Source organism: Lysobacter sp. A421 (assembly GCF_054052145.1).
Genome location: NZ_JBSVRL010000001.1, coordinates 1,208,900 through 1,227,314 on the forward strand (window position 1 = coordinate 1,208,900; position 18,415 = coordinate 1,227,314).

The 18,415-nt window shown below is 65.9% G+C and carries 14 protein-coding genes; 12 read left to right on the forward strand and 2 right to left on the reverse strand.

What is annotated here, in order from left to right; all coding sequences use genetic code 11:
* Positions 1-14: 14 nt before the first annotated feature.
* From uppS to ACW7G6_RS05520, 10 genes are all read left to right on the forward strand, one after another.
* Positions 15-773, forward strand: a complete 759-nt coding sequence (gene uppS, locus ACW7G6_RS05475) for a polyprenyl diphosphate synthase (protein ID WP_456997684.1) — start codon at positions 15-17, stop codon at positions 771-773.
* Positions 770-1,621, forward strand: coding sequence for a phosphatidate cytidylyltransferase (locus ACW7G6_RS05480; RefSeq protein WP_456997685.1), 852 nt, complete (start codon positions 770-772; stop codon positions 1,619-1,621). Before uppS ends, ACW7G6_RS05480 begins: the two co-directional genes overlap by 4 nt.
* Positions 1,621-2,871, forward strand: coding sequence for a 1-deoxy-D-xylulose-5-phosphate reductoisomerase (locus ACW7G6_RS05485; protein ID WP_456997686.1), 1,251 nt, complete (start codon positions 1,621-1,623; stop codon positions 2,869-2,871). Before ACW7G6_RS05480 ends, ACW7G6_RS05485 begins: the two co-directional genes overlap by 1 nt.
* Complete coding sequence (rseP, locus tag ACW7G6_RS05490) at positions 2,864-4,246, forward strand: RIP metalloprotease RseP (RefSeq protein WP_456997687.1); 1,383 nt, start codon at positions 2,864-2,866, stop codon at positions 4,244-4,246. The genes ACW7G6_RS05485 and rseP overlap by 8 nt, the downstream gene beginning before the upstream one ends.
* Before the next feature lie 76 nt (positions 4,247-4,322).
* Positions 4,323-6,839, forward strand: coding sequence for an outer membrane protein assembly factor BamA (gene bamA / locus ACW7G6_RS05495; protein ID WP_456997688.1), 2,517 nt, complete (start codon positions 4,323-4,325; stop codon positions 6,837-6,839).
* Between the two features lie 17 nt (positions 6,840-6,856).
* Positions 6,857-7,900, forward strand: a complete 1,044-nt coding sequence (gene lpxD / locus ACW7G6_RS05500) for a UDP-3-O-(3-hydroxymyristoyl)glucosamine N-acyltransferase (protein WP_456979837.1) — start codon at positions 6,857-6,859, stop codon at positions 7,898-7,900.
* The gene (gene fabZ / locus ACW7G6_RS05505) at positions 7,897-8,358 is read left to right on the forward strand and encodes a 3-hydroxyacyl-ACP dehydratase FabZ (RefSeq protein ID WP_456979838.1); all 462 of its coding nucleotides are present in this window, start codon (positions 7,897-7,899) and stop codon (positions 8,356-8,358) included. Before lpxD ends, fabZ begins: the two co-directional genes overlap by 4 nt.
* Positions 8,355-9,140 carry an acyl-ACP--UDP-N-acetylglucosamine O-acyltransferase gene (lpxA, locus tag ACW7G6_RS05510; RefSeq protein WP_456979839.1) on the forward strand — a complete coding sequence of 262 codons (786 nt, stop codon included), beginning with the start codon at positions 8,355-8,357 and terminating at the stop codon, positions 9,138-9,140. The genes fabZ and lpxA overlap by 4 nt, the downstream gene beginning before the upstream one ends.
* Positions 9,137-10,351 carry a lipid-A-disaccharide synthase gene (gene lpxB, locus ACW7G6_RS05515; RefSeq protein ID WP_456979840.1) on the forward strand — a complete coding sequence of 405 codons (1,215 nt, stop codon included), beginning with the start codon at positions 9,137-9,139 and terminating at the stop codon, positions 10,349-10,351. The genes lpxA and lpxB overlap by 4 nt, the downstream gene beginning before the upstream one ends.
* Positions 10,344-11,009, forward strand: a complete 666-nt coding sequence (locus tag ACW7G6_RS05520; protein WP_456979841.1) for a ribonuclease HII — start codon at positions 10,344-10,346, stop codon at positions 11,007-11,009. Before lpxB ends, ACW7G6_RS05520 begins: the two co-directional genes overlap by 8 nt.
* Here the strand turns inward: ACW7G6_RS05520 and ACW7G6_RS05525 are convergent.
* Both ACW7G6_RS05525 and ACW7G6_RS05530 read right to left on the reverse strand, forming a co-directional pair.
* Positions 10,999-11,439 (reverse strand): hypothetical protein, encoded by a 441-nt coding sequence (locus ACW7G6_RS05525; RefSeq protein WP_456997689.1) that lies wholly within the window; start codon positions 11,437-11,439, stop codon positions 10,999-11,001. The two genes, ACW7G6_RS05520 and ACW7G6_RS05525, sit on opposite strands and share 11 nt — an antisense overlap.
* Before the next feature lie 64 nt (positions 11,440-11,503).
* Positions 11,504-13,708 carry a tetratricopeptide repeat protein gene (locus ACW7G6_RS05530; protein ID WP_456997690.1) on the reverse strand — a complete coding sequence of 735 codons (2,205 nt, stop codon included), beginning with the start codon at positions 13,706-13,708 and terminating at the stop codon, positions 11,504-11,506.
* A gap of 136 nt (positions 13,709-13,844) precedes the next feature.
* On the opposite strand from ACW7G6_RS05530, the gene ACW7G6_RS05535 reads away from it, so the two are divergent.
* Positions 13,845-14,516: a hypothetical protein gene (locus tag ACW7G6_RS05535; protein WP_456979844.1), complete on the forward strand. Its 672-nt coding sequence runs from the start codon at positions 13,845-13,847 to the stop codon at positions 14,514-14,516.
* Positions 14,517-14,609: 93 nt separating this feature from the next.
* A complete protein-coding gene (dnaE, locus tag ACW7G6_RS05540) occupies positions 14,610-18,200 on the forward strand; it encodes a DNA polymerase III subunit alpha (RefSeq protein WP_456997691.1) in 3,591 nt (1,196 codons plus the stop codon).
* The last annotated feature ends 215 nt before the right edge of the window (positions 18,201-18,415 follow it).

Sequence of the window (18,415 nt, forward strand, 5' to 3'; positions counted from 1 at the left end):
CGTCCGTCACTGCCATGCCTTCCCCGCCAATTACGGGTGCACGCATCCCCCGCCACCTTGCCGTCATCATGGACGGCAACGGCCGCTGGGCGGAGCGTCGTGGCCGACCACGCGTCATCGGACATCGCGCCGGTGCGCGCGCGGTCAATGCCTGTATCGACTTCTGCATCGGCAAGGGCGTCCAGGCGCTGACCCTGTTTGCTTTTTCCAGCGAAAACTGGGGGCGACCGGAGGCCGAGGTCGGCGCCTTGATGAAGCTGTTCATGAACGCGCTGGAGCGGGAGGTCGACGAACTCGATCGCCGCGGCGTGCGGGTGCGATTCATCGGCGAGCGTGATCGGTTCAGCCCGGGCATCGGGCGGCGAATGGACGCCGCCGAGGCCCAGACCCTGGCCAACACCGGCTTGCAGCTGACCGTCGCCGCCAGCTATGGCGGGCGTTGGGATATCACCCAGGCGGCACGCTCGCTGGCGATTGAGGTCGCCGCCGGCCAGTTGGACCCGCAAACGATAGACGAGACGATGCTGTCGTCGCGCATGTCGCTGGCGGATCTGCCGCCGCCGGACCTGTTCATCCGCACCGGGGGCGAGCAGCGGATCAGCAATTTCCTGCTGTGGCAGCTGGCCTATACCGAATTGTGGTTCACCGACTTGTTGTGGCCGGAGCTGGATGCGGCAACACTGCAACGTGCACTCGACCATTACGCATCCTGCGAACGCCGCTTTGGCCTCACTGGCGCGCAGGTCGCCAACTCCAACGAGATGCCGACATGACCCGTATCCGCCTGATCGCCGCGCTGGTAATGGCATCGGTCGCGATCTCCGCGATCCTGCTGCTGCCAACGGAATGGTTGATGGCACTGGCCGCGGTCGTCTTCCTGCTGGGCCTGTGGGAATGGTTCGATCTGGCCGATATCGAGGACACCCTCGCCCGTACCGTACTGCTGCTGGCTCATCTGGCGCTGATGGTTGCCCTGGTGTGGGCGTCGCGCTCAACCCGGGGTTTCAGCTTTGCGTTGCTGGAGCTGATGACCTTGATCGGCATGCTCTGGTGGTTCCTGGCGCTGTTTTGGCTGGGACGGCCGCGATTCGCCAGCGACCATGCCACCCATGCACGCGTGTTCAAGCTGTTCGCCGGCGCGTTGGCGATGATTCCCGCCTGGTGCGCGCTGGCCTGGATCCACGCCAGCACGCCCAACGGCCACTTCTGGCTGCTGACCGCGCTGATGGTGGTGTGGGCGGCCGATAGCGGCGCCTATTTCGCCGGACGCCGGTTCGGCGGCAAGCTGTTCAAGGGCCGCAAGCTCGCGCCGCTGATCAGCCCCAACAAGACCATCGAAGGCCTGGTCGGCGGCGTGGTCGCCGGGGTCGCCGCAGGCGTGGTGATGTCGTTGTTGGCCGGCGCCACCACCGCGCAATTGCCGGCGATTGCACTGGTGGCACTGATTGCCACGCTGTTCTCGGTGGTCGGTGACCTGTTCGAAAGCCTGCTCAAACGCCACGCCGGGGTGAAGGATTCGGGCAACGTCATCCCCGGCCACGGCGGCATCCTGGACCGCCTGGATGGCGTGTTGGCTGCCCTGCCCGCGTTTGCGCTGGGCAAGGCCGTGCTGGGCTTCTGATGCCGGTCGCAACTGCCATGCGTGAGGTCGCCGTCCTGGGCGCCACCGGTTCGATCGGGGCATCGGCGCTGGACGTGATCGGTCGCCATCCCGGGCACCTGCGCGCGACCGTGCTGGCGGCGGGACGCAACGTGGAAGCGTTGCTGGAGCTGTGCCGGCGGCATCGACCCCGCCATGCCGCGATCGCGGACGAGGCCTGCTTCCCGGCGTTGCGCGACGGCTTGCGCGAAGCCGGGCTCGACACCCGGGCGCACGCTGGCGCAGAGGCGATCGAGGCATTGGCGGCCAGTGATGCCTGCGACACCGTGGTCGCGGCCATCGTCGGCACCGCCGGCCTGCCGTCGACCCTGGCCGCAGCGCGTGCGGGCAAACGCCTGCTATTGGCCAACAAGGAGTCGCTGGTGTTGGCCGGCGAGCTGTTGATGGCGGCCGCCCGCGAAGGCGGGGCCACCATCGTGCCGGTCGACAGCGAGCACAACGCGATATTCCAGTGTTTGCCGGTTGACGGTCGACAGTCCGACGCTGCCGACCCGGCAGGCACGCCGGCCAGCTTTGGCCTGGCCAGGATCATCCTGACGGCATCCGGCGGGCCGTTCCGGGGTCGTTCACGCGAGTCGCTGGCCGATGTCACTGTCGAGCAGGCGATCCGCCACCCCAAATGGTCGATGGGGCCAAAAATCTCCGTCGACTCGGCCACCTTGATGAACAAGGGGCTGGAGGTGATCGAGGCGCATCACCTGTTCGGCGTGCCCGGCAACAGGATCGACGTGCTGGTGCACCCGCAAAGCCTGGTGCACTCGATGGTGGAGTTCATTGACGGCTCCACCCTGGCCCAGCTCGGTCTGCCCGACATGCGCACCGCGCTGGCCGTGGGATTCGGCTGGCCACGTCGCATCACCTCCGGTGTCTCCGGCTTGGACCTGCTGGCCCAGGGCGGGCGACTGGATTTCGAGGCACCCGACCTGGCGGCGTTCCCGTGCCTGCGGCTGGCATTCGACGCATTGGCGGCCGGCGGCACCGCTCCGGCGATGCTGAATGCCGCCAACGAGGTCGTGGTTTCAGCGTTTCTTCAGCGACGCATAGGCTTCCTGTCCATTGCCGCGCTGGTCGAAGACACCCTCGCAGCGATCCCTGCCTCGGCAGCGGATTCACTGGAATGCCTGCACGACGCCGATGCCCGGGCCCGCCGCCATGCGAGTCAGGCCGTGGCTGCCAACGGCGACATGAACCGGAACTCGACGCATGGCTGAACTACTCGGTTCGATCTGGTGGCTCATCGTCAGTCTCGGCGTGCTGGTCACGTTCCACGAGTTCGGCCACTACTGGGTGGCGCGCCGTTGCGGAGTGAAGGTATTGCGCTTCTCGGTCGGCTTCGGCAAGCCGCTGTGGATGCGTCGCGGCGCCGATGGCACCGAGTACGCCATCGCCGCGATCCCGCTGGGTGGCTACGTCAGCATGCTCGATGAGTCGCGGCTCGACGAGCAGGGCGCCGCGGATCTGCCACCCGAACAGCTCGCGCAGGCATTCAACCGCCAGTCGGTATGGAAGCGGATCGCGATCGTGATCGCCGGACCGCTGGCCAACCTGATCCTGTGCGTGGCGCTGCTGTGGGCGATGTTCGTGATCGGTCGACCCGACTACCAGCCGGTGGTCGGCCACGTTGACGGCATCGCCGCGGCGGCCGGGCTGCAACGCGGCGACACCATCACCCGGATTGGCGATCGCCAGACGCCGACCTGGAGTGACGTCCAACTGGCACTGATTCCGGCGGCCCTGGATCACGCCGATATCCAGTTGCACGTATCCACCGATACCGGTGACGAGGCGACCCGCACGCTGGCGTTGTCCGAGCTGCCGGCGCAGTTCGACGAGCGCCGTGCAATCGAGGCGATGGGCCTGACCCCGCATCATCTGCTGGTGCCCCCGCTGGTCGGCCGCGTCGCTCCGGACACCCCCGCCTGGGGCGTGCTCGCGGAAGGCGACCTGATCCGAGCCATCGACGGCATTTCCGTCCATGCCTGGGGCGACCTTGGCCCATTGATCCAGGACCTGGGCGAGCGCGGTGGTGAGGCGATGATCGAAGTCGAGCGCGATGGCGATCGACTCGCGCTGGAGCTGCAGCCAACCCTGACCCGGCCTGCCGACGGCGGCGATTCCTACTGGGCGCTGGGCATTGCCGCGGCGCGGCCGCCGATGCCCCCGATGGACGCGGAACTGCATTACGGCCCGGTGGCGGCGATCCCTGCGGCGCTGCGCGAAACCGTCCACCAGACCAGCGAGTTGCTCGCCATGATCGGCCGCGCGTTCACCGGCCGGGTCGAGATAGAAAACACCATCGCAGGCCCGATTACCATCGCCCGGGCGGCCAATGCCTATGCCGACCAGGGCCCCGCGTGGTTCCTCTCGCTGCTGGCCATGCTCTCGCTGAGTCTGGGCATCCTGAACCTGTTGCCAATCCCGATCTTGGACGGCGGTCACCTGCTGTATTACCTTATCGAGTTGGTCAAGGGCAGCCCGGTCAGCGAACGGACGATGGCGCTTGGCCAATATATCGGTCTTGCATTGATCGTCGGCTTGATGGGCCTGGCTTTCTACAACGACATCGTGAACAACCTGGTGCACTGATGTCGACCAACTTCTCCAACCCGCCTGCCCTGCTGCCGGTCCTGACCGCGCAACCGCACCCCAACCGGACGTGATGATGACGCGACCCATTCCCCGCCGCCTGCTTGCTATTGCACTTGCCTCGGCGTTGTCCACGGTACCGACGTTGAATGCCACGGCACAGACGACTACCGCACCATCAACCACGGCGGCACCGCCTGCCGCGGCGGATCCCGGCAGCGCGTTCACGGTCAGTGATATCCGCGTCGACGGACTGCAGCGCATTTCCGCAGGTACCGTATTCACCTACCTGCCGATCGAGCGTGGCGACACCGTCGACCCGGCCAAGGCCGGAGAGGCCATCCGCGCGCTGTACACAACCGGCTTCTTTGAAGACGTCCGGATTGGCCACCAGGGCAACATCCTGGTGGTCACGGTCACCGAACGGCCTGCGATCAACAAGCTGACCCTCACCGGCAACAAGGACATCAAGACCGACGACTTGATGAAAGGCCTGAACGACATCGGACTGACGGAAGGCAACACCTTCGACCGGCTGAGCCTGGACCGCGTCACCCAGGAGTTGACGCGGCAATACAACAACCGCGGCAAATACAACGTCAAGATCAGCCCCAGCGTATCCACCCTTGCCCGCAACCGGGTCGACGTGACCATTGCCGTGGACGAAGGCAAGGCGGCCAAGATCCGGCACATCAACCTGGTCGGCAACGAGCTGTTCGACGAAGAGCAGATTACCGAGAGTTGGGAGTCCGGCGAGCACAATTGGCTGAGCTGGTACCGCCGCGATGACCAGTACTCGCGCGAGAAGCTCTCCGGCGACCTGGAAAAGCTGAGCAATTTCTACCTGGATCGCGGTTACGTCGATTTCAGTCTCGACTCCACCCAGGTGGCGATCAGCCGCGACCTGCAGGACATGTTCCTCACCGCCGGCATCACCGAGGGTGAGCAGTACAAGATCTCCTCGGTCGAGATCAGCGGCGATACCGTGTTGCCGAAAGAAGAAATCGAGAAGCTGGTACTGGTCAAGCCCGACCAGATCTTCTCGCGTCGCCTGCTCGAGATCACGTCCGACTCGATCACGGCAACCTTGGGCAACGTCGGCTACGCATTCGCGCAGGTAAATCCGATCCCGAGCGTGAACGCCGAGGATCAGACCGTCGCCATTTCCCTGCAGGTCGTGCCTGGACCGCGCGTGAACGTGCGCCGGGTGGTGTTCAAGGGCAACTCGCGCACCGCCGACGAAGTGTTGCGCCGGCAAATGCGCCAGTTCGAGGGGACGTGGTACTCACAGGCGGCCATCGACCGCTCCAAGATCCGCATCCAGGGCCTGGGCTACTTCGACAAGGTCGACGTCGAGACCACGCCAGTGCCCGGCAGCCATGACCAGGTCGACGTGGTCTACACCCTCAACGAAGTAGCCGCCGGCAGCTTCATGTTCGGCTTGGGTTACTCGCAGCTGAGCGGATTGAGCACCCAGGTCCAGGTCTCGCAGGACAACTTCCTCGGCAGCGGCAACCGCATCGCGGTACAGGCGCAGCGCAACGACTACCTGCAGCGTTATGACTTCTCTTTCCTGAACCCGTATTTCACCGATAACGGGGTCTCGTTGGGTTACAACCTGCGCTGGAGCGAGTTCAACAACTCCAACTTCAACACCGCACGCTATTCCTCCACCAGCGGCATGGGTCAGATGGTGCTGGGCGTGCCAATCACCGAGACCGACAGTTTCACCGCGATGCTCGGCATCGACAGCAACCAGATTTTTGCCTACCGCGGGGTCACGCCCGACTCCATCGTGGATTACATCGATGCGGTGGGCCAACGCACGTTCCACGCCTGGCGCGGCGAGATCGGCTGGGCCCGCAATACGCTCAACAGCGCATTGACCCCGACCCGCGGCTCAACGCAGCGCGTGTGGCTGGAAGCCGCGCTACCGGGATCAACCGTCGAGTACTTCAAGCTCAACTACAGCTTCTCGAAGTTCTGGCCAATCTCACGCCACCTGGTGCTCAATACCCGGATGGAACTGGGTTACGGCGACAGCTACGGCGATGCCTTCGTCCGCGACATCTGTTACTCGGCCCCGACCTTGGTCGACCATGACAACGACCCGAAGACACCACCAGTTCTCGCCCCGGGAGCGACGCCTTCCGACCCCTGCGGACCGGGTTCTCCGGATTACGTAAAGACCGTCACCGCCGACGGCCTGCCGTTCTTCGAGAACTTCTACGCCGGTGGTACGCGCTCGGTTCGCGGCTTCACCGACAACACCCTGGGTCCGCGCGAGTCGGCAAGCAACACCTCTTACCTGCAGCCCATCGGCGGCTCGCTGAAGACGACCGGGTCTGTGGAAATGATCTTCCCCACGCTGATCGACAGTTCTGCGGCACGGGCGTCGGCGTTCGTTGATTTCGGCAACGTGTATACCGATATCGACGCCTTTGACGCCGGCGAACTGCGCGCTTCCACCGGTCTTGCCCTGATGTGGCGCTCGCCGATGGGGCCGATCACGATCAGCTACGCCTTCCCGATCAAGAAGGAAGACAGCGATGACCTGGAGCGCTTGCAGTTCACCTTTGGCGGCTCGTTCTAAGGTCGCTGACAGAGGACATGCAACCCACCCACCATTCCGCCGCCGAGCTGGCAGATCGTTTCCTGCTCCGACTTCAAGGCAATGGCGATACGCGGGTCGACGGCGTCGGCACCCTTGCCAACGCCGGGCCGACCCAGTTGGCGTTTCTCGCCAACCCGAAGTACCGCGCCCAGCTGGCTGCCAGCCGGGCCGGCGTGGTGGTGATGCGCGAATCGGACGCCGCAGGATATGACGGCACCGCCTTGCTGGCCGATGATCCCTACAGCGCCTTCGCCAAGCTGGCCGCCTTGTTCGAGCGGACGGTTTCACATCCGCCGGGTATCCATCCCCTGGCTGAAATCGATCCCAGCGCCACGATAGATCCCGGTGCGCACATCGGTGCGTTTGCCAGTATCGGAGCGCGCAGCCGTATCGAGACGGGCGTCGTGATCGGGCCGGGCTGCGTGATTGGTGACGATTGCGTGGTCGGTGACGGCAGCCAGTTGAGCGCCCGGGTCACCCTGGTCACGCGAGTGCGGCTGGGCAAACGCGTGCGGATTCATCCGGGCGCAGTGTTGGGTGCCGACGGCTTCGGCCTGGCCATGGACCAACCGCCGGATGGCGAGCCACACTGGATCAAGGTGCCGCAATTGGGTGGGGTGCTGGTGGGCGATGATTGCGAGATCGGCGCCAACACCACCATCGACCGCGGCGCCATCGAGGACACCGTGCTGGAAGACGACGTGCGCCTGGATAACCAGATACAGGTCGGCCACAACGTCCGCATCGGGGCACACACCGCAATCGCCGGCTGCGCCGCAATTGCAGGCAGCAGCACGATCGGCCGCTACTGCCAGATCGGCGGTGGCGCCGGCATCATCGGGCACCTGGAGATCTGCGACCGGGTAGTAATCACCGCAATGAGCCTGGTCACCCATTCGATCCGTGAACCCGGCGGGTATTCGTCGGGGACCGGACTAATGGACAATCGCAGCTGGCGCAGGAACGCGGCGCGGTTCAGGCAACTGGACAAGATGGCCCGCCAGTTGCGCGGCCAACCGAACAAGGATCAGAAAGAATGAGCGACACCCTGAAACTGCCGATCGATGTCACCACGATCCAGGAGCTGCTGCCCCACCGCTACCCGTTCCTGCTGGTCGACCGGGTGATCGAGTTCGAAGCCAACAAGCGCGTGCTCGCCTACAAGAACGTGTCCGGCAACGAGCCGTTCTTCAACGGCCACTTCCCGGGACAGCCGGTGATGCCCGGGGTATTGGTGCTGGAGGCGCTGGCCCAGGCCGGTGGCCTGCTCACGCAGTTGTCGATGGGCCGTACCGCCGAGAACAAGCTGTTCTACCTGGTCAAGATCGACGCGGCCAGGTTCTCCAGGATGGTCGTGCCAGGCGACCGGCTTGATCTGGAGGTCATCCTCAAGCGCACGATCCGCAACATGGCGTTGTACCAGGGCATTGCGCGGGTCGATGGTGAGCAGGCGGCCAGTGCCGACATCCTGTGCGCCGAGGTCGTGCCGAAGTCATGAATACCGCCCCCATCCATCCCAGCGCAGTAATCGAGCCGGGAGCCCGGCTTGGCGCCGGCGTGCGGGTGGGTGCGTTCAGCTATATCGGCGCCGACGTCGAAATCGGCGACAACACCCAGATCGGCCCGCATTGCAGCGTGCACGGTCCGACCCGGATTGGCCGCGACAACCGGATCCTCGGCCACGCCGCGATTGGCGGCGACCCGCAGGACAAGAAATATCGCGGCGAGCGGGTCGAGTTGGTGATTGGCGACCGCAACACGGTGCGCGAGTTCGTCACCATCAACCGCGGTACCCACGGCGGCGGCGGGATGACCCGGGTTGGCGACGACAACCTGCTGCTGGCGTATACCCACATCGCCCACGATTGCCTGGTGGGCAACCATTGCGTGTTCTCCAACAACGCGACCCTGGCCGGGCACGTTGTCGTGGGCGACCACGTCAACCTCAGCGGGTTTGCCGCGGTGCACCAGTTCTGCCGGATCGGCGCCCACGCGTTTATCGGCATGGGCGCCTTCGTCAACGGCGACGTGCCACCGTTCGTGATGGTTGCCCAGGAGGGCTACAGCCGGCCGCGGGGCATCAATGGCGAAGGACTGAAGCGGCTTGGTTTCGATCCCGAGCGCATCAGTGCGATCAAGCGCGCGTATCGCGCCTTGTATGTGTCGGGCGCATCGCTGGAAGAGGCTCACGCAAAGCTGACCGACCTCGCGGGCGACAGCCCGGATGTGCGCATGCTGCTGGAGTTCATCGACAGCGGTGAACGGCCCTTGCTGCGATGAGCGGCGCGCCGGCAGTCGATATTTTCAATGACCCGGCCCCAACCCGTGCCAAGCGGGTCGCGCTGGTCGCCGGGGAGGCCTCCGGCGATCTGCTCGGCGCTGGACTGATCAATCAACTGCAACAGCGATGGCCGGGTGCGGAGTTCGTCGGTATCGGCGGGCCGGCCATGCGTGAGACCGGGATGGAAACCTGGTTCGACGCCTCCGAACTGTCAGTGATGGGCTTGGCCGAGGTGCTTCGCGACCTGCCACGGCTGCTGCGATTGCGCCGCGAGTTCCGCCGCCGCGTATTGGACTGGAAGCCCGATGTATTCATCGGCATCGACGCACCGGACTTCAACCTGGGTGTCGAGAAATGGCTGAAGCAACGCGGCGTGCGCACCGTGCATTACGTCAGTCCCTCGGTCTGGGCCTGGCGCGAAAAGCGCGCCGCGAAGATCGGTAGCAGCGCCGACCGGGTGCTGTGCCTGTTCCCGATGGAGCCGGAAATCTACGCGCGTCACGACGTCGACGCACGCTTTGTCGGCCATCCGCTCGCCGATGAAATGCCGCTGCAACCCGACCGCGCCCTGGCGCGCCAAGTGCTCCAGCTGGACCAGGAGCGGCCACTGCTGGCATTGCTGCCCGGCTCGCGCGTGGGCGAGATCGAGCGGCTGGGCGCGGATTTTCTTGGCGCCGCGGCGCAGGTGCTCGCCGCCGAGCCGACGCTGCAGATCGTGGTGCCGATGGCCAATCCACAGGCGCACGAAGCTTTCCAACGCGTGCTTGCTGCCCATCCGGACCGCGAGGCGCTGGCACCTGCCTTGCGCGAGATCACTGGCCGTGCCCGCACCCTGATGGTCGCCAGCGACGTGATCCTGCTGGCGTCGGGTACGGCGACGTTGGAAGCCATGCTGGCGAAGCGGCCCATGGTGGTCGGCTACAAGGTCGCCCCGCTGACCTATCGCCTGGTCAAGGGCCTGGGCATGCTCAAGGTCGACCATTACGCGCTGCCCAACGTCCTGGCCGGCACCGAAGTCGTACCGGAGTTGATGCAACACGACTGCACCCCGGAAAAACTTGCCGCCGCGACCTTGCGCTGGCTGCACGACCCCGCGGCCGCCGAAGCATTGCAGCCACGCTTTCTCGCCTTGCACCAGACGCTGAAGCGCGAGGCCTCTGCACAGGCCGCCGACGCCATCGTCGATCTGGTGGCCGAGGCAAATGGCTGACATCGTCATCCAGACCACGCTCGACCTGGCGGTTGCGCCCCGCGCCCAACGCATTGCCGGCATCGACGAGGCCGGACGCGGTCCGCTCGCCGGGCCGGTGGTGATCGCCGCGGTAGTGCTGGGACCCGGCCGCACCCCGGTCAACGGACTCAATGATTCCAAGCAGCTCAACGCCAAACGCCGTGAAGCGCTCTACGACCGCATCGTCGAGCGCGCACTGGCCTGGCACGTGGTCGCGGTGGAGGTGGAGGAAATCGACCGCATCAACATCTTCCAGGCCACCATGGTCGGCATGCGCCGCGCACTGGAGGGTGTGCTGCACGTGGCCGAACTGGCGCGCATCGACGGCAACGCATTGCCGCGTGGCCTGCCCTGCCCGGCCGAGGCATGGATCGGTGGCGACGCCCGTGACCGCGCGATCATGGCCGCCTCGATCCTGGCCAAGGTCACCCGCGATCGCCTGATGACCGACCTGCACCGGCAATGGCCGCATTACGGTTTCGACGCCCACAAGGGATATCCGACCCCGGCCCACCTGGCGGCGCTGGCCACGCACGGACCTTGCCCGCAGCATCGGCGCAGCTTTGCCCCGGTGCGCGCCGCGAGCGCCCAGCCGCATGCATCTGACATGCAGCACCCAGCCGCCACTAACGGATGATGATCGCCGGATCGATGCCGCCAAGGCGGGTCTGGATTTCGTACTCATAGGTGCCGCTGGCGTTGCCTGCGGTGATCATCACTTTCTGCCGACCGTCCTGCTCCGACGAACCCACGCTCCGGGGCATCCCACGGGCGCTGGGGCTGGCATCGGCGAACTGCAACTGGAACGCCTCGCTGCTGCCTGCGGGCGCGCGCCAGTTGATCTCGGTGCCCCGGTCCACGGTGCAGACCGCATCCGGCGTGCTCACCGCGTTGCCGTCGTACTCCAGGTCGATGTGCACGGCAGCTGCACCGGCTGAGTCCTGGCAGGCCACCCCATCGGGATCGGCGGGCGTTGTGGGCGAGCCGTCGCCATCCGGGGTCGGACCGGTGCTGCTGCAGCCTGCCACGACCAGCGCGATGGTAATTGCCATCAATTTCGGTTGCATGACGCACTCCTTGGTGGGTGCCTGCACCGTGCAGGCCGTTTAGGGATCGTCTGAACCATTGCCGTCATTGCCGCGGTTGGCCCGCAAGCAATTCGTGCAGCACCGGGGACGCCTTGAGCCGTTGCTCGGCGATGCCCTCCCGACGCGCCTGCACCAGACGTTTGCGCGCACCGGCCGTGTCACCCAGCAACACCAGCGACTGGGCATCGATGAACGCGACTTCGCCGCGCTCGGTCGCCAGCGCCTCCGCCTTGCCTATATGGTCCAACGCCGCCGCATCGCCCAGACGCGCGTAATAGAAGCCCAGTAGCGCCTGGGCCTGCGCGTCATCGTCCTTGACGGTCAGATAGTCCTGGGCAAGCTGCACGGCATGCCGGTACGGCGCCTGCGCCTGCCCGGCGGTAGCAGGCTGCGCGGCCAGTGCATCGCCGATGTTGCCCCAGATGCGGAAGTCGGTCGGATCCAGATCCGCGGCTTGCCGATACAGCCGGGCGGCATCCGCGTAGGCACCCTGTGCATACCTGAGGGTTCCCAGGTTGCTCAACGCCGCATAGCTGGGCTTGATCGCCAGCGACTGCTGGAACGCATCGGCGGCACGCACGTTGTCGCCGTCGGTCAGGTACAGGCCGCCGAGGCTGCTCCACAGGCTGGGGTCGTCGAGCCGCAAGGTGGTCGCGGTGCGAAACGACTCGATCGCCCCGGCAAGATCATCATTGAGGTACTGGTGGTAGCCACGCTCGCGGTAGACCTGCGCGTCACCGGGCCGCAACTTGCGCGCCAGCTCGAAATACTCCAGCGCAAGCTCATTGTTGCCCTGCGCGCTCTGCACCCGCGCCAGTCCGATGTAGGCCGCCGGGCGCAAGCCGAAGTCTTCCAGCGCCTCGGTGTAGAACTCATTGGCCTGCACATAATCGCCCCGCGCCCGGTGCAACTCGCCGAGCGCCAGACTGACTTCGCGCAGTGCCGGATCCATTGTCGCCGCGCGCATGCAGGCATTCTGGGCATGGTCGAACGCCGGGGTATCGTGCGCAGCCTCGAAGCGGATGATCCGGGCCCGGCAGATCCCGGCCTGGGCACGGGCGAAATCCGGGTCTGCAGCCAAAGCCTCCCCGAACAATCCGATGGCCTGGTCAAGGTAGCCATAGTTTGCCGAGCCCAACAGCAGCTGCTGTCCTTTCAGGTAGGCCTCGTAGGCGCTCAGGTCATGGGTGGGCGCCAGCTTGTCCAAGGCGTGGGGATCGACCTTCAGCACGCCGGGCAACGCGTGCACGACCTGGTTGGCGATTTCCCTCTGGACGGCAAACACATCATTGGCCTTGCGGTCGAAGCTCCTACTCCACAACGTGAAACCGGTGGCGGTATCGGACAGGCGCGCATTCACGCGCAGCCGGTCGCCGTCACGCCGCACACTGGCATCCAGTACGGTCGCCACCCCGAGACGGCGGCCCAATGCCTCGATGTCGGGGGGATTCTGGCTTGCTCCGGGCCGTACCGCGGCCACCTGCAGCCCGGGCACGCCCGCCAGCGCGTTGTGCATCTCCGCCGCCAGGCCTTGGGCGAAGTAGCGGTCATCCGGGTTATCGCTGAGGCTGGTGAAGGGAAGCACCGCAACCGAAGCATCCGCCGGTTGCTGCGACAGCATCCCGCGGTTGAACCAGGCCAACGCGGCCATCGCGATCAACAGCAGGACAGCGGCGGCGAACCAGGCCGATTTGACGCCACCGCGGACGCGGGCCGACGGCGCCTCATCCATGCCGACATGGCCATGCGGGGAGGACAAGTCTGGCGGGGCTCGCGGCACTGGCAGGGGCGCGATCATCGTTTCACCTGACGCCGGTGGATCCGCCAGCTTCGCCAAGGTCGCGGCGGCCCCGACCGGTGCCGGCTCGGGGGATGGTTGCCCAGCCTGAATGGATTCCACAGCCTCCAACTCGCCGATGAACCGGTAACCAAGCGCGTGCTGGGTCTGGATGAATCGCGGTTGGTGCGGATGATCATCCAGGGCGGCCCGCAGCTGCGCGATCGCGCGGGTAAGAACACCGGGGGTGACGTGGCGGTGGCCCCACACCGCATCGAGCAACGTCTCGTGCTCGACCAGCTCATCGGCGTGCCGCAGTAACACCAGCAGCACCGCGAACGCCTTGGGTTCGATCGCCTGTGGCAATCCGTCCCGGGTCAGCGTATGCGCGACCGCGTCCACGACGATCCCGCCGAAGTGGAAGCGGACGCCGGGCAGTCCTCGTTCTCCCGTGATTCCTGACGGATCCATCGGTGAAACCTCATGAAGACCTCGCCAACCTGTGCCAAAGGTGGCGAAAGACTCCCCCGGACATCATGACCCATCCGGGCGTCGAGCGGAATCTGGACCTGCGCCGAATCCCCAGCGCCTGACCCGGAGAATTGTCATGAACGCCATGCTTACCAGCACCATGCTCGCCACCGCCGGTTCGTACCCCGCCGCCCTGGACCGGGTAGCCGCCACCACGGCAGCGTCCCCCCACCAGATGCGGCGCCGCACCATCAGCGGCTTTTCCATCGACCAGACCGAAGTCGACCGCTTCAACCGGCTGCTGTCGCGCCTGGGCCGGACCCAGGCCCCGTTTGAGCGCGACCAACTGGCCACCGCCGGCCGCGAGTTGTGCGACGGCAGCGTCAATCCGCTCCCCGGCATCGCGCAGCGGATGCGTCGCGCCGCCGCCGCGGCCCTGATGATCACCGACCCGGCATGGGAAACGGCCAACGATGTCGCGCTACTGGCGACGTTGGTGGTCGAATACATCCGTGCGAAGAACGACCTGCTGCCGGATCGTTTGCCGCGGGTCGGTCGGCTCGACGACGTGATCGTGGTCGATACCGCCTGGCCGGCACTGGGTGACGAAGTCGACAACTACCTTCACTACCGTCGGCTGCGCCGGATCGAGGCGCGCCTGCGTGGCTGCAACTACGGCGACTTCGAGTTCAGCCGGGAGCAGTGGCAACAAGCACTGCAGGCCGAGATCGCGTTTGCCGCGGCCCATCGCGACGCCCTCGACCATTTCCACGTCCCAACCCATGCGGTGCGGTTTCAGGTGCATTGACGCCATGGCGGGCGGGCAGGGTCTGTCAAGCCTTGTCCGCCCCGGCGGGACTGATACTCTGGTCACTGTCCCAGCCGGTCAGCCAACGGCACGATGCCAGCGCGCTTCATACACCTCCACCTGCATAGCGAATTCTCACTCGTCGACTCCACGATCCGGATCGACGGGCTGGTAAAGCGCTGCGCCGCCCTGGGCCAGCCCGCGGTTGCGGTCACCGACGTCAACAACCTGTTTGCCGCGGTCAAGTTCTACCGCAAGGCCGAGGCCGCCGGAGTCAAGCCGATCCTCGGCGCCGACATCGACCTGGCCGACGGTAACGAAACCCCCTCGCGCCTGACCCTGCTGTGCCGCGACCGCACCGGCTACCTCACCCTGTCGCGGCTGCTCAGCCGGATGTGGATGGAAGGCCACCGCGTCGACGGCGTTGCGATGCGCCCGGAATGGCTGCGCGAGGACAACACCGGTCTGTTCGCACTGGCCGGCCGGAAAAGCCTCGCCGGGCGGCTCGCGACCGGCAGCCGCCCGGAACTGGCCGAAGCCTGGGTGGCCGACTTGCAAGGCACGTTCGGCGACCGCCTGCACCTGGAGTTGACCCGCGCCGGACATGGCGACGAGGACGTCTTCAACCGCTTTGCCCTGCACACCTCCGGCAAACGTGGCTTGCCGGTCATTGCCAGCAACGATGCGCGCTTCCTTGATGCGGACGGCTTCGACGCACACGAGGCGCGCGTGTGCATCTCCACCGGCCGCGTGCTTGACGATCCCAAACGCCCCCACGACTACACCGCCGAGCAGTATCTGAAGTCCTCCGAGCAGATGGCCGAGCTGTTTGCCGACGTGCCCGATGCGATCGACAACACCGTGGCGCTGGCAACGCGCTGCAATGTCGAGATGACGTTCGGCCAGTACGCACTGCCGGCATTCCCGGTGCCCAGCGAGCACACGATCGAGAGCTGGCTGCGCAACGCCGCGCGCGAGGGACTGGAAAAGCGACTGGAAACCGCTCCGCTGGCCGAGGGCAAGAGCCGCGAGGTGTACGACGCGCGGCTGGAAACCGAACTCGACGTCATCATCGAGATGGGCTTCCCGGGCTACTTCCTGATCGTTGCGGACTTCATCAACTGGGGCAAGGAGCAAGGCATCCCGGTCGGGCCGGGTCGCGGTTCCGGTGCCGGTTCGCTGGTCGCGTGGTCATTGGGCATCACCGACCTGGACCCGCTGCCGTACGACCTGCTGTTCGAGCGCTTCCTCAACCCCGAACGCGTGTCGATGCCCGACTTCGACATCGACTTCTGCATGGACCGGCGCGACGAGGTGATCGACTACGTCTCGCGCAAGTACGGCCGCGACCGGGTCAGCCAGATCATCACCTACGGCACCATGGCCGCCAAAGCGGTGGTGCGCGATTGCGGCCGCGTGCTCGGCCACCCGTATGGCTTTGTCGACGGCATCGCAAAACTTATTCCGCTGACGCTTGGCGTGTCGCTGGACGACGCGCTCGGCGAGTCGGAGGCGGCGCGCAAGAACCCGGCGTTGGTCTCGACCGAGCTGATCGAGCGCTACGCCAGCCAGGACGATGTCCGCGACCTGCTCGACCTCGCCCGCAGCCTGGAAAACCTGACCCGCAACGCCGGCAAGCACGCCGGCGGCGTGGTGATCGCCCCGAGCCCGCTGAGCGACTTCTGCCCGCTGTTCGCCGAGCACGACGGTGAAGGCCACGGCAAGAGCCCGGTCACCCAGTTCGACAAGGACGACGTCGAGGCCGTCGGCCTGGTCAAGTTCGACTTCCTCGGCCTGCGCACGCTGACGATCATCGATTGGGCGGTGAAGGCGATCAACGTCCGCCGCGCCAAGACGGGTGCAGAACCGCTCGACATCACCACGTTGCCGCTGGACGACAAGCCCACCTACGAGCTGTTCGCCCGCGGCGAAGGCGTCGCCGTGTTCCAGTTCGAATCACGCGGCATGCGCGAGCTGCTCAAGCGCGCCAAGCCCGACTGCTTCGAAGACATCATCGCCCTGGCCGCGCTGTTCCGCCCCGGCCCGCTGGGCTCGGGGATGGACAAGGACTGGGTCGACCGCAAGCACGGCGTGGCCGAGGTCAGCTACCCCCACCCCTCGCTGGAGCCGGTGCTGGCGCCGACCTACGGCGTCATCGTCTACCAGGAACAGGTGATGCAGATCGCCCAGGTCCTGGCGGGCTACTCGCTCGGCGGCGCCGACCTGCTGCGCCGCGCGATGGGCAAGAAGAACGCCGCAGAGATGGCCAAGGAGCGGGCCAAGTTCGAAACCGGCTGCGAAGCGCGCGGCATCCCCCGCAAGGTCGCCAGCCCGATCTTCGACCTGATGGAGAAGTTCGCCGAGTACGGCTTCAACAAGTCGCACTCCGCGGCGTATGCATTGGTCGCCTACCAGACCGCCTGGCTCAAGGTGCACTACCCGGCCGAGTTCATGGCCGCAGTGCTGTCCAGCGACATGGACAACACCGACAAGGTCACCGGCTTCCTCGACGAATGCCGGGTGATGGGCCTGACCGTGCAGCCGCCGGATGCGGGCGCCTCCGCCTACATGTTCGAGGCGATTGACACCCCGGCGACCGGGCCGGATGACATGGCCGACGACACCGCCGTACAAGCCGACGGCAACCGTCCTGTCGCCGCCCACACCATCCGCTACGGCCTGGGCGCGGTGAAAGGTGTCGGCCACGGCGCCTGCGATGCGATCGTCGAGGCCCGGCGCGCCGGCCCGTTTACCGACCTGCTGGACTTCTGCAAGCGCGTCGACAGCGGCAAGCTCAACCGCCGCGCGCTCGAAGCACTCACCCACGCCGGCGCCCTGGATAAACTCGGCCGCAACCGCGCCAGCCTGATGCTGCAGCTGCCCGAAGTGGTGCGCGCGACCGAGCAGCTCACGCGTGAACGCGACGCCGGACAGGTCAGCCTGTTCGGCGGCGGCGAAAGCGCCCCCGCGCTGCGGCTGGAGCTCAAGGAAACCGACGAATTCCCGCTCGGCCAATTGCTGGCCCGCGAACGCGAGACCCTCGGCCACTACCTCAGCGGCCACCCCTTCGACCCCTATCGCGAAGAACTTCACGACCTGATCGGCTTTGATCTCGGCGACCTCGAGAAGATCTGGGAGAACCGCCCCCAGTCCGCCCGCAGCGGCTGGCGCCCCGAACTGGAAACCGCCGTCGCCGGCCAGGTGGTGGCGATCCGCAAGAAGGGCGACAGCCAGATGTTCGTGCAGATCGAGGACGGTCGCGGCCGCCTCGAAGTCGCCTTCTTCTCCGAGACCTACAGCGAGTTCGCCACCCTGCTGACCCGCGACCGCCTGCTGGTGATCCAGGGCGGCCTGCGCGAGGACGCCTTCAGCGGCGGCTTCGCACTGAAGGCGGCGCGCTGCTGGGACTACAGCCAGATCTGCGCGCAGCACGCGAAGCGGCTGTCGCTGCGCTTGGATTTGCGGGTGCCGGGGGTCTGGAACCGGGTGGACGAATTGCTGGCGAAGCACCGGCCGGGTTCGACGCCGCTCCGGGTCGATTTGATAAGGTCGGGCGCAGCGGGGATGCTGGACCTCAATGGGAGCCACTCGGTACGGGTGGATGCAGAGCTGGTGGGGACGTTGAAGGCGGTGCCGGGGGTCAAGGCGGTGAAGTTGGCGTTGGGGCGGCCTTGGGGCGGATAACACGGCATATTTGGAGTGTTATCAGTTAGCACCTCAAAGATGCAGCCGTTCGATCCGTTAGATTAGATAACACCCCACTTTGGGGATCTACTAAGTGTTAGGCCTAAGGAGGCACGGTGAATTGGCTCAGTGAAATCTCGATGTACTTGGGGCGCGGCTTAGTTGGAATGGCGTTCTTCATTGTTGTGGCCCTTGTCTTGCGCAAAACTCGGAGG